Here is an 18,452-nt window from a genome sequence, read left to right on the forward strand (position 1 = left end):
ATATTTTAAAAATTACATATTTCAAAAACAACGTTATTAAACAATTAACTAAAATTTAGAAAGGCAAAACAATGAACGCTCATTTATTCTTAGATATTCAAGCAATCCAAACTGTTCCACCATGCAATATTAATCGCGATGATGCAGGCAGTCCAAAAACTGCTCAATATGGCGGTGTAACTAGAACCAGAATAAGTTCTCAATGCTGGAAGCACTCAATGCGTGAATACTTCAAAGAGCACAGCGGTGATTCTAATGTTGGAATACGAAGCAAAAATATTGTTAAATACGTTGCCGATAAAATCATTACGTTAAAACCAGAATTATCTGAACAAGAAGCATTAGATTTAGCAGATAAAACGTTAAATACTGCTGGAGTTAAAACTAAAACAGATAAGGGGGAAACAGTTCCTACAGCAAAAGCTTTATTCTTCTTAGGCGAGACTCAAGCAAATTCTCTAGCTCAAGCAGCAATCAATAATGTTACTGACAAGAAGCAACTGCAAGAAATCTTGAGAGATAATCCACCTATTGATATTGCGTTATTCGGTCGCATGCTTGCAGACGATCCATCGCTTAATGAGGACGCTTCTTCGCAAGTTGCTCACGCAATTTCCACTCACGCTGTTCGTACTGAATTCGATTACTATACTGCTGTTGATGATTTATCTGCGGATGATAATGCTGGAGCTGGAATGCTTGGAACAATAGAATATAATTCTTCAACGCTGTATCGTTATGCAAATGTTGCAGTACATGAATTTAGCCATCAGTTGAGCGATAACAAAGAATCTACAATTAATGCTCTTAGACTTTTTATTGAAGCTTTCGCTAACGCAATGCCTACTGGCAAAGTAAATACTTTTGCTAATCAAACTTTGCCGCAAATGCTGGTGGTAACTTTAAGAGATGACAGGCCAGTGAACTTAGTTAGTGCATTTGAAGATCCAGTAAAATCTAAGGACGGATATGTTTCAAAATCTATAGAAAAGCTATCTCAAGAATACGAAAAAGTTCAAAAATTTGTCCATAAACCACTTGCATCATTCTATGTAACAATGGATTCTTCGAATGAGGAAATTAAATTAGGCGTGGAAGAGCAAAGTATGCAGCAATTGTTGGATGACTTTTCTTCTAAAGTCTCCGAATTCCTTCAGTAAATTCCTTAATAAATAACACTTATTAGTTGATATTTAGTGTTTAAGAGTTAGGAAGCTTATGAAAAGTTTATTACTGAAGTTTTCTGGGCCATTGCAATCATGGGGTACAGATTCGCATTTTGAGACTCGTCACACAGACTACTATCCATCTAAAAGTGCGGTAGTAGGCATGATTGCTGCAGCTTTTGGATATAGAAGAAGTGCAGATTGTGATGAAGCGATTGCAAAGCTTAATGATTTAGATTTTGCAGTACGAATAGATCAGCAAGGAAATTTGCTTAGAGATTATCATATTGCTGCAAAATATAAGTCTAACGGTGACTTTGAAAAAAATTACGTTACAAATCGTTACTATCTAGAAGATGCCATATTCCTAGTTGCAATAGGATCCGATAATGAGCAACTTATTTACAGTATTAACGATGCGTTGCGCTCGCCGTATTTTCAATCTAGTTTAGGCAGAAGATCATTGCCTCCTACTGCTGACTTTATTCTAGGAGTAGAAGATTGTGGAGTAATTCAGGCTCTATTAACGCATGAGTGGCTTGCAAACAAGTGGTCTAAAAAAAGATTTAATACTTTTAGACTATCTGATTCATCAGAGTCTGCTGATGAATCATGCAATGAAGTATTTATATCCTTATACGCTGATTCTGATTTAGTAGATAAAGCTGCAGCAGAATTAGTTAAAGACGATACTAGTACTTATAAAATTCAGGGATCAGTTTGCAGATTGCGCAAGGATTTCGTTAATTCTTTCTCTAACAAGGAAAGAAAATTCGGATTCCGTTACGAGTCAAAAGTGGAAATACCTATTAAGAGAATTCTCCACAATAATTCGGATTCGGAAGGTATTTCATCAGATAGTAAGCATGTGAAATCTACTGGAGATTTTATTGCTGAGCATGATGCTTTTTCTGGATTGGAGTCTTAAATGTCTTATTTAAGCAGAGTTGAAATTGATTATAAAAAGCCCTCATCATTGAGAGATCTTAAATCTGTCGGAGCTTTTCACAATTGGGTTGAGCAAAGTTTTCCCGACGAATGGGAGAATCATGAAAGAAGCCGAAAACTATGGAGAGTTGATGTTCTGCATGGAAAACATTACTTGCTTATAGTGAGTGATTCTGAACCAGATTTGCAACGTCTAGAGATGTATGGTGTTGCTGGAACAGCGTCAAGTAAGAATTATGATAAGTTTTTAGGCTCACTGATGAATGGCATGAGAATGCAATTTCGTGTGACGCTTAACCCTGTTGTTTCTATTTCTGATACTGCTGAAACTCGCACTACTAGAGGTAGGGTAGTACCACATGTTACTTATGATCAGCAGATGAATTTTTTGCTTAATCGCGCACAAAAATTAGGTTTTTCGTTGAACGAAAATGAATTCGCTATTGTTGAACGCGGATATAGCTTATTTACAAAGTCAGAAAAACCTATTCGATTAAGTAAAGCTGTTTATCAAGGTATTTTAACAATTAGTGATGCAAAGATTATGCGTAAAACACTGTTAGAAGGAATTGGCAAAAAGAAAGCGTATGGCTTTGGAATGATGACAGTAATTCCTTTAGACAATTAAATAAATGATTAAAGGCTGTAACAGTATGAAAAAGAAATTCGGTGCCAAAAAAGCTGAAATACCAGAGCTTCCACGTATAAGCGACAGAGTGAGTTTTATATACGTAGAGCATGCGAAAATTAATCGTCTTGATAGTGCTGTTACAGTCTTTGATGCAAATGGAACTATAAGAGTTCCTGCTGCAATGATTGGCGTTTTACTTTTAGGCCCTGGTACTGAGATTACTCATAGAGCTATGGAATTACTTGGAGATGTTGGTGCAAGCATAGTTTGGGTTGGTGAGCATGGGGTTCGAAATTATGCTCATGGTAGAGCATTGTCAAGAAGTTCAAGATTGTTGGAAAAACAAGCAAAACTTGTTACTAATAATAGGTCTAGACTGAGCGTTGCGAGAAAAATGTATCAAATGCGTTTCCCTAACGAAAACGTATCGTCATATACTATGCAACAATTGCGAGGTCGAGAGGGCGCTCGTGTTAGACATGTATATAGGGAAATGTCTAACCAATACAATGTCCAATGGAATGGTCGCGATTATAAAATCGACGATTTTGAAAGTGGCACTGTTGTTAATCAAGCATTGTCTGTAGGTAACGTATGCTTATACGGTTTAGTGCATAGCATAATATCTGCTTTAGGTTTAGCACCTGGATTAGGTTTCGTACATACTGGACATGATCTTTCTCTCGTATATGATATTGCAGACTTATATAAAGCTGAATTAACTATTCCTGCGTCTTTTGAAGTTGCTTCTCAGTGTGAATCCGAGGATGACATTGAACAGTTAATGCGTTTGAAGATGCGCGATTGCTTCGCAAATTGCAACATAATGTCTCGTATTGTTAATGATATACAAAATCTTCTTGAAATACCAATTGACGAGCAAATTACTGTTGATGTAATACATCTTTGGGACGATAAGGAACTTCTAGTAGATTCTGGAATAAATTACAGTGAGGTGAATTGATATGCCGTTAACTGTGATTACGATGACTAACTGTCCACTATCTTTAAGAGGTGATTTAACCAAGTGGATGCAAGAAATAGCTACAGGCGTTTACGTCGGCAATTTTAATAGTCGAGTTCGAGAAGAATTATGGAAGCGCATAGAAGACAGTGTTGGAAATGGTGCTGTAACAATGAGCTTTTCTTCCAGAAATGAAATTGGCTACGATTTTAAAACTATTCATTCGCATCGTGAGGTGGTTTATTCGGATGGATTACCTCTGGTACGTATTCCAACAGTTGATACATTAGAAAACGATATTAAACATGGATTTAGCGATGCAGCACATTTTCATAACGCAAGGAAATTTTCAAATGTTAGGCGTAAAAGTATTAATACTACTTCTAATAAAATTGAAAATAATCTTACAACTGAAAGTATTAGTTATCTAAGTTATGATAATGTTTCTCAAAATGCAAAATTTACTACAAATAATGAAGAAATAACTTGTACAGATTACTGGAAAGATTTTATTGGTAAAACAAGTAAGAATTTTGTTGTAATAGATTGCGAAACTACAGGTTTAAATAGCAAAGTTGATAAAATTATCGAAATTGGAGCCGTTAAGTTCATTGATGGGAAAATTGAAGAATTCCAGAAATTAATAAATATTAATTGCGATAGCGTTAGTAATTTTAACAAAAATAATTTTATTCCTAATGAAATTATTGAGCTAACTGGTATTACATCCAACATGCTTGAATCTTATGGTGTCGGATTAGATTTAGCATTAAGAGAATTTATTGATTTTGTGGGAAAATTACCATTATTAGGATATAACGTATCGTTTGATATTGGATTTTTTAATTCGGCTTTATTCTCATTAGATGAGAAACTCAGCAGTGCTTTTTCTGTTAATAAAGTTATTGATATTTCACGTTTTGTGAAGCATGATAGGAGGTTTTTGAAAAATTATCAGTTGAAGACTGTTCTGCATGAGTATAACATTTCTGAGTCAGTTCCTCATAGAGCTCTCCTGGATGCTAGGCTAACGGCGCGTCTTGTTCTTAATTTGACAGAATTGTTAAAGTTTCTTTCATAAGGTTATAATTTTGAAGGATTGTGTGCAACAATGGGTTAATTTTGAAAAGTAAATAGTTTTTACTATTTAGTCTTGGAAAAATAGCTATTTTATTGGGATTTTTAAGTGTATTTCCCGCATACGCGGGGGTGATCCCATTTTTCTATATCAAAGCTGCCGACTTTACTCGTATTTCCCGCATACGCGGGGGTGATCCTCTCATTTTTGTAGCGACATACTATAACGAATCGTATTTCCCGCATACGCGGGGGTGATCCCGTATCCTAAGACTCGACGAAAACAATAATCCAGTATTTCCCGCATACGCGGGGGTGATCCCAAAGGAAGGAAACGCCGCAAACGCTAATATTTGTATTTCCCGCATACGCGGGGGTGATCCTAATCCGCGCATTGCCAGCGCAGGTTACTATCGGTATTTCCCGCATACGCGGGGGTGATCCCTAAACCAATTGCCTTTTCAATGTCTGCGTCAAGTATTTCCCGCATACGCGGGGGTGATCCCCAAGGACGACAAGGAATCGCCCTTTGCGCCACGGTATTTCCCGCATACGCGGGGGTGATCCCCAAGGAGATAAAAATGGTTTTAATGATTCAAGCGTATTTCCCGCATACGCGGGGGTGATCCTTATTCCTGCGATAAGTTTTTCTACTTCACAGCGTATTTCCCGCATACGCGGGGGTGATCCCCACACGAAATAGGGGATATTATGAGCACACCAGTATTTCCCGCATACGCGGGGGTGATCCCTGTCGTAGAGGCAGTAGGTGCCCGAGCCGTCAGTATTTCCCGCATACGCGGGGGTGATCCTATCCGATATTGAGCAAGTTGAAGCAATGCAGGGTATTTCCCGCATACGCGGGGGTGATCCCCAGACGAAACAGACGCGCGTGCTGAAACATTGGTATTTCCCGCATACGCGGGGGTGATCCTATAGTTGACTCTTGTTCACGAGAACGCGCGGAGTATTTCCCGCATACGCGGGGGTGATCCCTCTTTTAATTTTGATATACGGTCAAAAAAGCCGTATTTCCCGCATACGCGGGGGTGATCCTAAGCATCATACTATCTAAAGTTGTCGCAAAAAGTATTTCCCGCATACGCGGGGGTGATCCCTCATGTGAAAAGCTTTTCTCTTGTCTTTTCACGTATTTCCCGCATACGCGGGGGTGATCCCTGTGCGAGTGTTATTATCTTTTGCTGTGTTTTGTATTTCCCGCATACGCGGGGGTTATCCCGCTTGTATCATATGTTTTATTAGTGTTTGTAAGTATTTCCCGCATACGCGGGGGTGATCCCGAAATCCTTTAATGATTGGCGATGATGTATATGTATTTCCCGCATACGCGGGGGTGATCCCTGAACTTGATAATTTGGTTAATGTTGCTAATAGTATTTCCCGCATACGCGGGGGTGATCCTCGTGGAGTTTTACGAATCCAGCTGGCGACTTGGTCTTTCCCGCATACGCGGGGGTAATCCTAAGCACCCTAAAAACGCGGCGGGTATAACCACGTCTTTCCCGCATACGCTGGATAAAACCTACATGTGCGGCAAGTGTGGTTGTAGTAGTCTAGTGGTGGATATGATGCGGACGCACAAGTGGAGGTTAAAACGCTACGCGGCGTATTATATCGCGCGCGCTGATTGTTTTTACAATAGGGTAGGCAAATAAAAAACTTGCCTACCCCTTATTTTTTACTGTTGATTGTTTGACTCTGCTTTAGCTGCTTTACTAACCGTCCCTTTCAGCTCTTGCCATGATGACGGCAACTCTACGGGGCGGTGTAGGCGACGCATTGCCCAATCGCGGATCGTGTCATAATCCCACGCGGGCTTTGTTGTTAGTACGCCGACTGAGTGTGTTGGTAGTGGGATTAAACCACGGAGGTTACTCGCATCTTGACCATCTAAGGCTGCACGCCTAGAGCGCACGAGATATTGGCGCATAGACTCGTAGCCGACGCCAAGAAGCCGCGCAATATCATGTAGTGATACGAGTACTGTTTGACCGTTCTCATCTAACATAATAGGCTCCTTTTATTTTTCCTTACTGTTGTCTGTTAAGCCAGCAGATAAGCCAGCGATGCCAGCAGCTAGAGTGAATCCAATGCCAGCGAATGGCACTTGTAGAACAACGTTTGTTGCCGCGGTAATAGCGCAGATGGCTGAAATAATGCCTAATACTCTTGTTTTACTCATAATCGTGTGGAAAGATTGAGGCTAGGGGTTCTAGCCAGTATCGTTGGTTGGAACCCCCGTTTTTTTTGCCCATAATCCCAGCATAACACCATGACTCTTCTTGCTCACCGTCTAGCAGTGCCTTCAGCAACGAGTAGTCGAATAAGCTCAGCCGCGTCAGCTGCACTATTAGGCAAAACGATAGGGTTACGAGAACGGTTAGCAGCATACATGCGAATTGTTTCATAATTCCACAATGGTGCTTCTTGCACAATGCCTGCCAACGCGTCTGGGAGTGGAAAATCCGCAATTGTGAGCGTGCCTGCTTTCTGCTTTTTCCTAGTAATCACCAAATACTGGCGAATCGTATGACTTCCAACGCGTGTTTCGTAGCGACCGTAATAAAACATGAGCACTTTAATAATTGGCGCAAAACACAATATATAAATCTCGAATACTATACAAACTTCTTGAGCACACCAAGCGACACGCCAAAAGACGCAAAGCTTGCATTTGAGAATATTTCGGGTATAGTAGTTACTCGTGCTTCGGCGCTGGCAGTTGTCAGTGTGAGAGCATTGCGGACATAGCTTAGTTGGTAAAGCGCAACCTTGCCAAGGTTGAGACCGCGGGTTCGAGTCCCGTTGTCCGCTCTAGGTCCGGTGAGTTATTCGACCTTACGGTGGGTTAGCCAAGCGGTTAGGCAGCGGCCTGCAAAGCCGTATAGATGAGTTCGACTCTCGTACCCACCTCGATTAAGCGGGTTAGCTTAATAAACAACCTGGGCGGTTGGCGCAGTGGTAGCGCACTTCCCTGACACGGAAGGGGTCACAAGTTCGAACCTTGTATCGCCCACTCGAAAGGATTGCCTTTCACGCATAATTAAAAAAATTTTGGGTGATTGGCGCAGCGGCTAGCGCACTTCCTTCACACGGAAGGGGTCATAGGTTCGATTCCTATATCACCCACAATATTGTTCAGTTTCGCGGTATGATATACCGCATTTTTTGTATCTACTGGTATGCCTCGGTATTAGTCAGCATTTTGTTAATACATTTTTCGTGTATAGGTTGACTTAAGAATAAGCGTAGCATCAAAATTAAACACTATTTTTGAGTTACACACAAAATAGTGTTGGATAATGTAACGGTGCTGAATAGTGTAATTCCCAAAATCTCGCAGTTACGCTGTTCAGTTACACTGTTCAGTCATGTTGCTTAATCACGCTGCTCAGTTCTACTATTTAGCTCTATTTATTACTTGATATCCGTGTTTAATTAACACAGATTCGAGTTGAGAAAGATACGCAATTGCTGCAGGGGAAAGATTCGTGCGCTCATTCTTAATCCACCCAACAAGCATGGTTTCTTCGCAATCCAGCGGAATGGTCACGATTTTCTCGTTATTCAAGTCGCCATTGTCGATTCCAGTGCAAATCGTAAAACCATTAAGACCAATAATAAAGTTCAAAATGGTTGCGCGATCAGTAACATTAATCTTTTTAGGCGGATGTTGAGGCCATACCGCTTCCTCCGTAAAGAAGAAGCTACCATCCTCACCCTGCTCATACTGAATAAACGGATATGGTCGCAAATCATCCAAAGTGAGTTTTTTATGACCCGCAAGTGGATTGTTTCTAGAAATAAACACATGCAATTTAGCGCGGAAAAGTGGATGGAATTCAAGATGCTTTTCTCGAAGCATCTTTCCAATAACGTCTTTGTTGTAGTCGGAAAGATAAAGCAAACCAAGGTCTGCGCGCATTGAAGTCACTTGATTAATAATATTTTTTGTACGAGTCTCCCTTAGTGAAAACTCATACTCGTTAGAATCAATGCTGCGAATCATGTCTACAAAAGCTTCAACAGCAAACATGTAGTGCTGAGTTGCAACGCTGCAAAGCTGTTTTCTAGGCTTAGTGCTGTTGTATCGCTCTTCAAGCAAATCTGCCTGGTCTAAAACTTGTCGTGCGTATGTTAAAAACTCAGCTCCGTCAACAGTTAGAGCAATTCCTTGAGAAGATCTAGTAAAAATCTCAATTCCAAGCTCTCGCTCCAATTCTTTTACGGAAGAGCTTAACGCTGGTTGTGAAACATAAAGTTCATGCGAAGCTTCGTTCATAGATCCGCACTCTACGATTTTCACAATGTACTTTAATTGCAGCAGCGTCATTATTAAGAGCCTTCCGATTTTGGGATTTATACTTGACTATTTCCAACTATTACAACTATAACAACTATAAACTAACGCCTATAATCTTGCGACTTTGGCTTAGTGCTTATAATTTAACGCCCAGCGATGCTAAATCTTTGCGAGCTTGTTCGGTAGTAGTAAAAACAAACCCATGCATTCCAACATTATGCGCGCCATCAATATTTACTGGCTTATCGTCGAAGAAAACAGTTGTTTGCGGTTTCAATCCAAATCTGCTCATAGCAAGTTCAAAAATCTCGGGCTGTGGCTTATGCAATTTTTCAACGCCAGAAATAATCGTACCTTGTAAAAGCGTGTTCAATTCTGGGAATTTACGCAATGCGAGTGGGAAAGTTTCTTTAGACCAGTTAGTCAATCCCCAAACTCCGTAGCCAGCTTTGCGTAAATCGTGCAATAAATCAACCATTCCAGGCATCATTTGCGTAAGAACTTGGTCATAGTGTGCGCAATACCATTGAAAAGCGTTACTAAGCTCCTTGCCAAAGCGCCTTTCATATTCTGGCAAAAGGTCTTTTAGTAGTTCGCCGCCGTCCATGCGGTCTTCAAACTCATAGAATCCAGCCAAATCGTCTTTTCCAAAAGTACCATTAGGGCAAATAGTGTCTACCAAATCTGGGAACTGTTTTTGTAAACAATTCCTGCAATTCCACTCGAGCAAAACTTTGCAATAATCAAACATTACGTCGTGAATTTCAACAGATTCTACATTTTCATTTGTGTTGATATTTGTGTTGATATTTGTGTTTTTCATTTTTTCTTCTTTCACTAATTAAGATTCATTAAAAGACCAATAATGTAAGGCAGCGCATTAATAATATCGCTTGCTACAATTGGGTGATCTGAAGTTGAATCATCATTTGATTCCACTATGTCTTGCGCCAATTGAGTGTAATTGTTTTCGCTGTTGATTTTAGATGCTAATGATGCTGAAATTCCATGGATTACAGCTGCGCTCGCTGCAATAAAAGCATAGTTTTCGTTTTCTGCGTAATTCGCGTAGTTTTCTGCACAATTTTCATTATTTTCTTTGCTTTCGCGTTGCGCTAATAATGCTCCTAGAATTCCTGCTAGTACATCTCCTGAACCTGCGGTTGCGAGCCAAGATGGAGCGCATTTTGCAATATAAATGGGAGAGTGTAGTTCTGATGGTGATGCAACTGCTGTTGTTGCGCCTTTAACTAGCACAGTTGCTCCAGTAAGATCGGCTGCTTCTTGAGCGTAGTGTGTTGGATTGCTAGATATTTGTTGTGCGCTTATATTCAAGTCGTATCTAGTAAAAAGTGAGCTTAATTCTCCTGCGTGTGGAGTGAGAACCACTTTTGTGCAAACCTGTTTTGGCAGTAAATCTAACGCTCCAGCATCTACGCATATTGGTGGAAGATTATCTTTTTGACTTATTGATTGTTCTTTCGAATTATTATTTTCTTTCGTATATTGCGCAAGAATGCTCGCAATGTATTTTCTTTGATTTGCGCTAGCTTCAGTATCGCAATGATCCGCATCTGGTATTCCAGATCCAACTGTTATAGCGTCGATTTTTCCAGTCAATTGTTCCGAGGCTACTACTTCTGGAGATGTTTGTAATACTAAGTTTTGTGCGCGAAGAGGACCGGCATAACGAACCATTCCAATATTTGCGTGTGACGCAGCACTCGCGCTTAATATTGCAGCTCCAGGATACTCATTAGAACCCGTTACTAATCCCAGAACCCCACGCGAGTATTTATTGTAAAAAGGCTTAGGCTTTTTTAGACATTTGTTTACATCTTTTGCTTCTATGTTTAGAAGTTCACTCATGCTTACGATTGTAGTGAATATCTGGGATTGTTATTTGTGGGATTGTTATTTGTCACATTGCATTCGCTATATACACCATTTATTTATATAACGCAAGAAAAATCGCAATTATATCAGACAAAAAATTTGCGACACGCCACTTTTGAAAAAATATAATAAATTTTCAAAATTTCATTGACCATCCATCATATTTTTTCTATGCTTTTAAACGTTATTGCTAACGATAATCTTTCCTAATTAAAAATAATGGAGAAAGTGAAAACGCTTTTTAAACAGATTACAAGACTTGCAATAATGTGAATTCATAGATTCCGGAAAGGAAAATAGTGAAAACTGCACGAATTTTTGCCACCGCAGCCACCGCCGCTTTGCTAACTGTTGGTTTGTGCGCATGTGGATCAACAGCTAAGACAGCAGATCAAAAGACTAACGGTAATCAAGTAAACGTAGTTGCAACCACCACTCAAATCTGCGATTATGTAACTCAAATCGCATCCACTGCAGATGCAAAATCTGGATTAAGCCTTAATAAAACCGATTCTCAAGGCAAAAAGTCTGTGATTGGCGCGCCTCAAGACAAAGCAAAGTCAACAATCAACCTTACATGCTTACTCGCTCCAAACGCGTCTGCACACGAGCATGAGATGACTCCAGCGCAATCCAAAGCGCTTTCTAAAGCAGATTTAATGCTTGTTTCTGGAGTAGATCTTGAGCACTTCTTAGATCAGGCTGTAAAAGCTACTGGATTTAAGGGCACGATGGGAGTAACTTCGGGCATTCTTACCGCAGACGAAATCAAGGATTCAAAGGCAGAAGCTGCTAAAGAAAAGAATCTTCCTTACAAGATTGACCGCGGTGTTGAAAAGGTTCATGCTGAAAAATGGCCATTCCCACCAGAAGAAGGCGAGAAAGAGCCAGAATTCCAGTATGATCCACATATTTGGACTAGCACCAAGAATACTATGATTCAAGTCAAGAATATTGGTAACTTCCTTGGCAAAGCTCTTCCAGAAAGTAAGTCAATCTTCGATGAGCATGTTGAAAAGTTCGTTAAGTCTCTTACTGATTTAGACTCTTGGGCTACTGAAGCTTTGAACAGCGTGCCGCAGGAACATCGCGTTCTGTTTACTTCGCACGACGCATTCGGATACTTCTCACGCGACTACAATGTTAAGTTTATTGGCGCAGCTCTTTCTGACTTCAACAGTCAGCAGGATGCAACTGCAGACCATATTAAGGAGGCTGCAGAAGCTGTTAAAAAGTCTGGTGCCGTAGCAATCTTTGCCGAAAATTCCAACAATTCAAAGTCTATTAAGGCTGTGGCTGCTGCTGCAGGCGTAAAGGCGATTATTGGCGACGATGCGCTTTATGGCGATTCCCTTGGGCCTGTTGGCTCTGCTGGCGAGACCTATATTGGTTCCATTGTCCACAATGTTCAGACTCTTGTTAAGGCTTGGGATGGCAAAGTTCCAGACCTTCCAGAATCTGTAAAAACTGCTTTGAAAAAGTAGTTAATAGGTGGCTATATAAGTAGCTGAAAATAATAAATCACTACAAAAGTAGTTACAAGAAGGTTAATTTATAGTGAATAAGAGCGTCCTAGCAATGAAAGATTGCGACCTAGCATACGGTTATAAAACTGTTGTGACTGGGCTTAACGGAAGTGTAGAAGCTGGAGAGGCTTTAGCTTTAATAGGACCTAATGGTTCTGGAAAAACAACGTTTTTGCAGGCGATTATTGGTATTGTGCGAGTAAGCCATGGAAGCTTAACAATGCCAAAAACGGTTTCTATAGGCTACGTTCCTCAACAAGTTGATTTGGATTTGACTTTTCCAATCACCGCTCGTCAGGTTGTAGCAATGGGCTTAAGCAGGCAAACTGGATTCCTCGGTTTGCTTAAAAAAAGCCAGAAAAAATCTGTTGAGGACGCTCTTAATCATGTTGGTTTGCTAAATAGAGCAGATGTGCGATTTGGTGATCTTTCTGGAGGTCAGCGCCAGCGAATATTGCTTGCTAGAGCTATTGTTGCGCGCCCTACGTTAATTCTTTTAGACGAGCCTTTTAACGGATTAGACGAGCCGAATCGAAAAGAACTGCTCAATATTATGAAGTCCGCAAAAGAAGATGGGATTTCGTTTGTTGTCTCTACTCACGACTTGGTAATCGCGGACGCGATTTGCGAAAAAGCCTTGCTTTTGGCTGGTCGTCAAGTAGCTTTTGGGCCTCTTAGAAAAGTCATGACTAAAGAAAACATATCTTTGGCTTATGGTGGAAGTATGCCAGCTGCAAGTGCGGGTCTTACTTTGAATCAATTAGCAAACAAAGATGATTCGTTAAATGCGGCGAGTGTCACAAGCACTTTTAGTGATTCAAGCATTTCGGGCACTGCTTTAGGAGACGAATCCAATGCTAGCTGAATTGGTTGAGTCTTTGCGCAAAATCCTCGAGCCTATACCAGGATTTGACTTTATTGCATCTGCTCCATACATTTTCAGACCTTTCTGTCTTCTTATTGTTCTTGCGATTGCTAGCGGAATAGTTGGCGTGTTTGTTAACTTAAGATGCGCCGAGTTTAATGCGGAGGCTTTGGTTCACGGGATTTTTCCTGGAATCGTAGTCGGAGCGTTATATGGTGGAATTGGGCAAATTATTCCAGGAGCTTCGATTTGCGCAATTTTTCTGGTTGCCGCTCTTGTGTGGGCATCTAGGTCTCAAAAAATCAACGAGTCAATAATAGCAACAGTTTTAACAACATTTTTTGCGCTTGGAATCGTAATATCTCTTAAAAAGGGAGATATGTCTGGACAGCTTGAAGCACTTATGTTTGGACGTTTGCTAGATGTTACAGACGATAGAATGACTCAAGCAATGCTTATTTGTTTATTTGCAATCGTATTACTTGTTCTAACTTGGAAGAAGCAAATTGTTGTTGCGTTTGACCGCGCTAGTGCTCCTTTAATGGGTGTTAATACTTTACTTGTAGATATTGTGCTAAATGTTGCAATTGCGTCTGTTGTAGTTTCTGCATCTTCGGCTGTTGGCGTACTTCTTGTTATTGGATACCTTGTTATTCCTGGAGCTAGCGCAAGATTGGTTTCTCGCACTGTTGGGCGTATGGCGTTTGTTGGCGTTGCGGTTGGTATTTTTGGCGTTTTATTAGGCATGTACGCTATGAACTTGGAACTTGATCATCCAGTTTCTCCGCAAGCTGCAGTGGCACTAAGTATTTGCGCAATGTTCGTAGTCGTTTTGATTTTAAGATTCTTATACAGAGTTACATACGCACTAGTGTTTTCTAAAAAGTTTTCTAAAAAGAAAAAGTCTAGCGCAATAGATGGTGGTGGAAAGTAATAATGGTAAGTATTTGGCAAATTATTGCTCTTCCGATTGTAGAGGCAATCGCTGTTGGAGCATTATGCGGTTTTGTTGGATCCTTGGCTTTGCTTAATCAGCGTATTTTCTTCACCGAGTCTATAACTCACGCTGCTTTTCCAGGAGCTGTTATTGGAGTTGTAGTTACATCTGTTTATACGATTGACCAAAACGTTTTGTCTATTGGTCTTTTTATTGGCGCTGCTTTGGCTTGTATTGTTTTGTCTTTTATGATGCATGTGCTTTCTAAACTAAAGGGCATATCTTCTCAAGCATCTGCTGGAATAACTCTTACTGTTGGTTTTGCAAGCGGCTACTTTTTAAACAAGTGGTTTGCTCCTCTTCCATTGCGAATTGAGGGTTTTTTAACAGGATCTTTGCTTAATTGCACTCCTGCAGACGTGATTTTTGCGATTATTGCATTCGCTCTTGCACTAGGATTGTGGAGTTTTAATAGTGCTAATTTGATTCACTGCTCTTTTGACTCCACTAATTACAAAGCTTTAGGAGGCAGAAGCGGATTAATGCAAGGAATTGTTCTTGCGCTAATAATCATTACAGTTTCGGTAATTATTCCAGCTGTTGGAACTGTTGTTTCGGTATCTTTAATCGCAGCTCCTGCAGCAGCACTAAAGAGCAGAATGCGTTCCATTAACAAATTTGTGTTTGCGTGCGTATTGTCTTCTATTTTTATAGCGCTTTTAGGACTTGCCTTAGCTGTGATTTTAAGACTTTCTGCTGGAGGAACTATCGCGATTTGCGCTGGATGCTTCTATTTAGTTGTAAAGCTTAGTGAAAGCATTTTTTTGAAAATACATGAGATTTATTCTGGTTTTTGCAAAAAATCGTTGTTAAAAAGTCGCTCTGTTGTTCTAGAGTAACAGAGAATTGCGCGTGAAAAATGCGTGCGATTGACGTCGTTTTTTTGCGCGTTTTATTTATGTTTTAATCGCGTAAGTTTATCGACGCCACACAAGTCCAGGTCTGCACATTAGTAACGCAAGACCCCGATAGAAAAGGACAATTATGGCTGAAAATACCATCTCCATCACAGTAAACAATGAGCGCAAGGAGGTGGATGCAAGCTTCACTGGCGTTGAACTTTTCGCGGAAGATAAGAATATTATTGCCGTGCGTTTAAATGGCGAGTTGCGTGATTTGTACACGTCTCTTCATAACGGCGATACCGTGGAATCAGTAGCACTTGATAGTGAAGATGGCATCGCAATCATGCGTCATTCCGCTACACACGTGATGGCTCAAGCTGTTCAAGAAATTCGACCAGACGCAAAGTTGGGCGTAGGTCCTGTAATTAAAGACGGCTTCTACTACGATTTTGATGTTGATACTCCATTTACGCCAGACGATTTGAAGCAAATCGAAAAGCATATGCAGCGCATTATTAAAGAGTCTCAAAGCTTCCGCCGCCGCGTTGTAACAGAGGATGAAGCGCGCGAAGAAGAAGCAAATCAACCTTATAAGTTGGAGTTGATTGGAGATAAGGAAGCGGCTCTTGATCCGGCTGCTGCTGGCGAAATCAGCAAGCATGAGCTTAGCATGTACGACAATTTGGATCGCGAAGGCAATAAGGTCTGGAGTGATTTGTGCCGTGGACCTCATTTGCCAAATACGCGCTATATTAAGGCTTTTAAGCTTGAGCGTGTTGCTGCAGCTTACTGGCGCGGTTCGGAGCATAATCCTATGCTTCAGCGCATTTACGGAACTGCATGGCCTAGCAAAGAAGAGCTTAAAGCTTATACAACTCGCATGGAAGAAGCTGCTAAGCGCGATCATCGTAAGCTTGGCCAAGAAATGGATTTGTTCTCATTCCCAGACGAGATTGGTCCAGGCTTAGCAGTGTTCCATCCAAAGGGTGCTGCAATCATTAACGCAATGGAAGATTATTCGCGCGAACAGCACAGAAAGCATCACTACAGCTTCGTACAAACTCCGCATATTACTAAGGGCGGCTTGTATGAGACTTCCGGCCATTTGCAGTGGTACAAGGATGGCATGTATCCTCCAATGAAGCTTGACGAAGAGCGCGACGAGAATGGCAATGTAACCCGCCAGGGTGCTGACTACTACTTGAAGCCAATGAACTGCCCAATGCATAATTTGATCTTCAAGTCTCGCCAGCGTTCGTACCGCGAGCTTCCTTTGCGCTTGTTTGAGTTTGGTACTGTGTATCGCTACGAAAAGTCTGGCGTTGTGCATGGCTTAACTCGCGTTCGCGGATTGACTCAGGATGATTCGCATATTTACTGCACTCGCGAGCAGATGCGCGATGAGTTGAAGAGCTTGCTTAACTTTGTGCTTGGTCTTCTTAAAGACTTCGGTTTGAACGACTTCTACTTGGAGCTTTCCACTAAGGATGAGCACAAGTTCGTTGGTTCCGACGAGATTTGGGAAGAAGCAACTAACACTTTGGCAGAGGTTGCTAAAGAGTCTGGTTTGGAACTCGTGGACGATCCAGGTGGAGCTGCATTCTACGGCCCGAAGATTTCTGTGCAAGCTCGCGATGCAATCGGCCGCACTTGGCAGGTTTCTACTATTCAGCTTGACTTCAACTTGCCTGAGCGCTTTAAGTTGGAGTATATTGCAGCTGACGGTAGCCACCAGCGCCCAGTTATGATTCACCGCGCACTCTTCGGCTCTATTGAGCGTTTCTTCGCGATTTTGCTTGAGCATTATGCCGGCGCGTTCCCAGCATGGTTGGCTCCAGTTCAGGTGACTGGCGTTCCTGTTGCAGACGAGTTTGCTCCGCACTTGCAAAAGTTTATTAGCGATTTGGAAGAGAATATGGTTCGTTGCGAAATGGACAGCTCCGACGATCGCTTTGGCAAGAAGATTCGTAACGCTTCTAAGTCTAAGGTGCCTTTCACTTTGATTGCTGGTGAAGAGGATGTGAACAACAATGCTGTGAGCTTCCGCTTCCGCGATGGTAGCCAATTGAATGGTGTTCCAGTTGAGCAAGCTAAAGAGTGGATTTTGTCCATTATTAAGCAGCGCGTTCAAGTGAATACTGCAGAAGATTTTGAGCGCTACACAAAGTAGCATTCGCGATGCAACTTACGTAGCATAAATCAACGTAAGTCAATACAAAACAAACCCGCACTTCTTAACGTTGTGCGGGTTTATTCCTTTTATTCTTGATTTATTACGAGTGACTTAGTTACTTAAGCAGCGCACGAATTGCTTCGATTTGCTCGCTATTAACTTGACTTGCAGGCTCGCGAACAAGCGTGCTAATCGGCAATCCCTTAAGATTTACAGCAGCTTTAATAGCAGAAATAAACAAGTCGGTAGTGTTGTAAACTGCCATCAAATGGCTGATTCTTTTAGCACATTCAATAAGATGTGCAAAATCGCCAGCCTCATACGCCTTATGCAAAGATGCAAAAGTTTCTGGCTCTACATTTGTAAGACCACAAATCACGCCGTTTCCTCCAGCAATCCTGTTAGGAGTGTAATACTCATCAAAGCCAGAGAAAACAACGAAATCTGGGTTTACGCGTCTAGTGGCTTCAATCATTGCGCGAGTATGGCTTATAGTATCTACCGTATCTTTAATACCAACAATATTCGGGTATTTTTCAGCAAGACTTGCAACTAAGCTTGGTGTTAAATCGCTGCCAGTTCGAGCAGGGAAGTTGTATAGAATAACGGGCAAGCTAGTTGCGTTAGCTATTGCGCCAAAGTATCGTTCGGCAGTTGGTGCAGTTGGTCCAAAGTAGTATGGAGATACAGCTACAACAGCGTCTGCTCCGCAACTTTCCGCAAACTTAGTAAAGTCAAGTACTTCGTTAAGATTTGTGTTTCCAACGCCTATAAGAACTGGAACTCTGTGATTAACATGTTCAATAGCAAACTTAGCAGCTTCCTTTTTTATACTAAGTGGATATGCGTAGAATTCGCCGATGCTGCCAAAAATCAATATGCCATTAATCCCAGCATCAATCAGATGGTCTAAGTGCTTTGCCCATAAGTTGTAGTCAATGCTTCCGTCATCTTTGCTTACAGTTATTGATGGGCAGAAAACGCCCTTAAAAGCATGCAAATCAAGCTTTGCGCTACTAGAAGTAATCATAAAATTCGTC

The 18,452-nt window shown here is 41.2% G+C and carries 17 protein-coding genes, 4 tRNA genes and 1 CRISPR repeat array; of the genes, 14 read left to right on the top strand and 7 right to left on the bottom strand.

Annotation, left to right across the window (positions count from 1 at the left end):
- The first annotated feature begins 71 nt into the window (after positions 1-71).
- Genes cas7e through cas2e form a run of 5 tightly spaced genes read left to right on the top strand, consistent with a single transcriptional unit; the run spans position 72 to position 4,790 of the window.
- On the top strand, positions 72-1,160 hold the full coding sequence (gene cas7e / locus HXT20_RS02595; RefSeq protein ID WP_004138505.1) for a type I-E CRISPR-associated protein Cas7/Cse4/CasC: 1,089 nt from the start codon (positions 72-74) through the stop codon (positions 1,158-1,160).
- Between the two features lie 58 nt (positions 1,161-1,218).
- Complete coding sequence (gene cas5e / locus HXT20_RS02600; RefSeq protein WP_004138504.1) at positions 1,219-2,094, top strand: type I-E CRISPR-associated protein Cas5/CasD; 876 nt, start codon at positions 1,219-1,221, stop codon at positions 2,092-2,094.
- Positions 2,095-2,742, top strand: coding sequence for a type I-E CRISPR-associated protein Cas6/Cse3/CasE (gene cas6e / locus HXT20_RS02605; protein ID WP_004112674.1), 648 nt, complete (start codon positions 2,095-2,097; stop codon positions 2,740-2,742).
- Positions 2,743-2,767: 25 nt separating this feature from the next.
- A complete protein-coding gene (cas1e, locus tag HXT20_RS02610) occupies positions 2,768-3,709 on the top strand; it encodes a type I-E CRISPR-associated endonuclease Cas1e (RefSeq protein WP_004112676.1) in 942 nt (313 codons plus the stop codon).
- A gap of 1 nt (position 3,710) precedes the next feature.
- On the top strand, positions 3,711-4,790 hold the full coding sequence (cas2e, locus tag HXT20_RS02615; RefSeq protein ID WP_004112679.1) for a type I-E CRISPR-associated endoribonuclease Cas2e: 1,080 nt from the start codon (positions 3,711-3,713) through the stop codon (positions 4,788-4,790).
- A gap of 107 nt (positions 4,791-4,897) precedes the next feature.
- Positions 4,898-6,269: a CRISPR direct-repeat array (repeat unit 28 nt; unit sequence GTATTTCCCGCATACGCGGGGGTGATCC).
- A 216-nt stretch (positions 6,270-6,485) separates the two neighbouring features.
- On the opposite strand, the gene HXT20_RS02620 is transcribed toward cas2e, so the two are convergent.
- The 3 genes from HXT20_RS02620 to HXT20_RS02630 all read right to left on the bottom strand — a co-directional run bounded on the left by HXT20_RS02620 (position 6,486) and on the right by HXT20_RS02630 (position 7,378).
- The gene (locus HXT20_RS02620; RefSeq protein ID WP_032836392.1) at positions 6,486-6,815 is read right to left on the bottom strand and encodes a hypothetical protein; all 330 of its coding nucleotides are present in this window, start codon (positions 6,813-6,815) and stop codon (positions 6,486-6,488) included.
- A gap of 12 nt (positions 6,816-6,827) precedes the next feature.
- The gene (locus tag HXT20_RS02625) at positions 6,828-6,989 is read right to left on the bottom strand and encodes a hypothetical protein (RefSeq protein WP_004138100.1); all 162 of its coding nucleotides are present in this window, start codon (positions 6,987-6,989) and stop codon (positions 6,828-6,830) included.
- A gap of 104 nt (positions 6,990-7,093) precedes the next feature.
- Positions 7,094-7,378: a hypothetical protein gene (locus HXT20_RS02630; RefSeq protein WP_013399556.1), complete on the bottom strand. Its 285-nt coding sequence runs from the start codon at positions 7,376-7,378 to the stop codon at positions 7,094-7,096.
- A gap of 170 nt (positions 7,379-7,548) precedes the next feature.
- Here HXT20_RS02630 and HXT20_RS02635 point away from each other — a divergent pair.
- From HXT20_RS02635 to HXT20_RS02650, 4 genes are all read left to right on the top strand, one after another.
- A tRNA-Gly gene (locus HXT20_RS02635) sits at positions 7,549-7,621 on the top strand.
- Positions 7,622-7,649: 28 nt separating this feature from the next.
- Positions 7,650-7,720, top strand: a tRNA-Cys gene (locus HXT20_RS02640).
- Positions 7,721-7,751: 31 nt separating this feature from the next.
- A tRNA-Val gene (locus tag HXT20_RS02645) sits at positions 7,752-7,823 on the top strand.
- Positions 7,824-7,863: 40 nt separating this feature from the next.
- Positions 7,864-7,936, top strand: a tRNA-Val gene (locus HXT20_RS02650).
- Positions 7,937-8,207: 271 nt separating this feature from the next.
- Here HXT20_RS02650 and HXT20_RS02655 read toward each other — a convergent pair.
- From HXT20_RS02655 to HXT20_RS02665, 3 genes are all read right to left on the bottom strand, one after another.
- Entirely contained in the window at positions 8,208-9,140 is a 933-nt protein-coding gene (locus HXT20_RS02655; RefSeq protein WP_004111907.1) for a LysR family transcriptional regulator, read from the bottom strand.
- A 106-nt stretch (positions 9,141-9,246) separates the two neighbouring features.
- Positions 9,247-9,933 carry an HAD family hydrolase gene (locus HXT20_RS02660; RefSeq protein ID WP_180964952.1) on the bottom strand — a complete coding sequence of 229 codons (687 nt, stop codon included), beginning with the start codon at positions 9,931-9,933 and terminating at the stop codon, positions 9,247-9,249.
- A 14-nt stretch (positions 9,934-9,947) separates the two neighbouring features.
- A complete protein-coding gene (locus HXT20_RS02665; RefSeq protein WP_422114439.1) occupies positions 9,948-10,979 on the bottom strand; it encodes an ADP-dependent NAD(P)H-hydrate dehydratase in 1,032 nt (343 codons plus the stop codon).
- A gap of 326 nt (positions 10,980-11,305) precedes the next feature.
- Between HXT20_RS02665 and HXT20_RS02670 the strand changes: the two genes are divergently transcribed.
- The 5 genes from HXT20_RS02670 to thrS all read left to right on the top strand — a co-directional run bounded on the left by HXT20_RS02670 (position 11,306) and on the right by thrS (position 17,409).
- Positions 11,306-12,490, top strand: a complete 1,185-nt coding sequence (locus HXT20_RS02670; protein ID WP_004115334.1) for a metal ABC transporter solute-binding protein, Zn/Mn family — start codon at positions 11,306-11,308, stop codon at positions 12,488-12,490.
- Positions 12,491-12,584: 94 nt separating this feature from the next.
- Positions 12,585-13,397 carry a metal ABC transporter ATP-binding protein gene (locus HXT20_RS02675; protein WP_004115331.1) on the top strand — a complete coding sequence of 271 codons (813 nt, stop codon included), beginning with the start codon at positions 12,585-12,587 and terminating at the stop codon, positions 13,395-13,397.
- Complete coding sequence (locus tag HXT20_RS02680) at positions 13,387-14,331, top strand: metal ABC transporter permease (RefSeq protein WP_004138003.1); 945 nt, start codon at positions 13,387-13,389, stop codon at positions 14,329-14,331. Before HXT20_RS02675 ends, HXT20_RS02680 begins: the two co-directional genes overlap by 11 nt.
- A gap of 2 nt (positions 14,332-14,333) precedes the next feature.
- Positions 14,334-15,233, top strand: coding sequence for a metal ABC transporter permease (locus HXT20_RS02685; protein ID WP_004111893.1), 900 nt, complete (start codon positions 14,334-14,336; stop codon positions 15,231-15,233).
- Between the two features lie 145 nt (positions 15,234-15,378).
- Positions 15,379-17,409: a threonine--tRNA ligase gene (thrS, locus tag HXT20_RS02690; RefSeq protein WP_004115326.1), complete on the top strand. Its 2,031-nt coding sequence runs from the start codon at positions 15,379-15,381 to the stop codon at positions 17,407-17,409.
- Between the two features lie 118 nt (positions 17,410-17,527).
- On the opposite strand, the gene HXT20_RS02695 is transcribed toward thrS, so the two are convergent.
- Entirely contained in the window at positions 17,528-18,442 is a 915-nt protein-coding gene (locus HXT20_RS02695) for a dihydrodipicolinate synthase family protein (RefSeq protein ID WP_004115323.1), read from the bottom strand.
- Between the last annotated feature and the right edge of the window lie 10 nt (positions 18,443-18,452).

Source organism: Gardnerella sp. DNF00109, from assembly GCF_049262845.1.
GTDB lineage: Bacteria > Actinomycetota > Actinomycetes > Actinomycetales > Bifidobacteriaceae > Bifidobacterium > Bifidobacterium vaginale.